1 protein-coding gene and 1 pseudogene are annotated in these 1,594 nt (G+C 75.5%); both read left to right on the top strand.

The annotated features are described in order from the left end of the window. Positions 1-95 precede the first annotated feature (95 nt). Positions 96-857, top strand: a complete 762-nt coding sequence (locus tag NWP10_RS11900) for an ABC transporter ATP-binding protein (protein ID WP_184173797.1) — start codon at positions 96-98, stop codon at positions 855-857. Continuing rightward, a pseudogene (locus NWP10_RS11895) lies at positions 848-1,594 on the top strand (Tat (twin-arginine translocation) pathway signal sequence); the annotation flags it as partial. The gene NWP10_RS11900 and the pseudogene NWP10_RS11895, both read left to right, overlap by 10 nt.

Here is a 1,594-nt window from a genome sequence, read left to right as displayed (position 1 = left end):
GCACCGCACCGTCCTCCGCCGAGGCCCCGCACGCCGGGCCCGCCCCGGCCGAGGCGCCCGCCGTCGTCCCCAGCGCCGCGGCGCGCCGCCGCGCCGTGGACGCCCCGGACCCGGACCTGGCGCTCGTCACCCGCGGCCTGACCAAGCGCTTCGGGGACAAGACGGCGCTGGACGGGCTGGACTTGGACGTGCCGGCCGGCTCCTTCTACGGCGTGGTGGGCCCCAACGGGGCGGGCAAGACCACCGCCCTGTCCATGGCCACCGGCCTGCTGCGCCCGGACCTCGGCCAGGCCTGGATCCACGGCGTGGACGTGTGGGCGCAGCCGCTCGAGGCCAAGCGCCGCGTGGGTGTGCTCGCGGACGGCGTGCGCACCTTCGATCGGCTCACCGGGGCCCAGCTCGTCACCTACGCGGGCCTGCTGCACGGCGTGGACGCGGACACGGTGGCCGCCCGCACCGAGGACCTGCTGCGCGTGATGGACCTCGCCGACGCCGGCCGCAAGCTCGTGGTGGACTACTCCGCCGGCATGACCAAGAAGATCAGCCTGGCCGCCGCCATGGTCCACGCCCCGGACGTGCTGGTTCTGGACGAGCCCTTCGAGGCGGTGGACCCCGTCTCCGCGGCCAACATCCGGGACATCCTGCACGACTACGTGGGCCGCGGCGGCACCGTGATCGTCTCCAGCCACGTGATGGACCTCGTCCAGCGCATGTGCTCCCACGTGGCCGTGATCGCCGGCGGCACCCTGCGCGCGGCCGGCACCCTCGAGGAGGTCCGCGCCGGGCGGGACCTCGAGGACCGGTTCGTGGACCTCGTGGGCGGCCGCCACGAGCAGGAGGGCCTGGCATGGCTCTGACGCTCGTGCGCCTGCGCTGGGCGCTCACCCTGAACCAGTGGCGCCGCTCCACGTTCACCCTCGTGCTCGCCGTGCTGGGCGCCCTGTACGTGCTGGGCCTGGCCGTGTTCGTCGTCGTGATGCTGGTGACGTTCCTGCCGGAGGCGTGGGTCGCGGACCGCGGCACGGTGACCGTGCTCGTCGCGTCGGCGCTGGCGCTGGGGTGGCTGCTCATCCCGCCGTTCATCACCGGCGTGGACGCCACGCTGGACCCGCACAGCTTCGTCCTGTTCCCGGTGCGCGCCCGCACGCTCATCGCGGGCCTGACCCTGAGCGCCTTCACGACGCCGGCGGGGCTGGCCACGCTGATCGTGATGCTGGGCACGGGGCTCAGCTGGTGGGACATCCCGGCCGCCCTCGCCGCGGGCCTGGTCGGCGGCGCGCTGACCGCGGTGACCGCGGTCGCCTCGGGGTACGGACTCGCCGGGCTGATGGCCGCGTACGCCGGCCGCCGCCGGGTGCGGGAGGTGCTCTCCATCGCCCTGCTGATCCCGGTGATGCTCAGCGGCGTGATTGTCGCCCAGACCCTGGACTCGCTGGGGGACCTGTTCGACGCCGCGCCGCGGGTCGCGGCCGTGGCCGCCTGGACCCCGTTCGGCGCCGGCCCGGAGGCCGCGTGGGCCGTGGCCCAGGGCCAGGGCCTGCGGGCGACGGCGCACCTGCTCGTGGCCGCCGCGTGGTGCCTCGCGGCGCTCGCC

Origin of the sequence: Micrococcus sp. HG099, assembly GCF_024723355.1 — a bacterium.
Taxonomy (GTDB): Bacteria; Actinomycetota; Actinomycetes; order Actinomycetales; family Micrococcaceae; genus Micrococcus; species Micrococcus endophyticus.
This window is presented reverse-complemented; position numbering and strand designations above follow the sequence as displayed.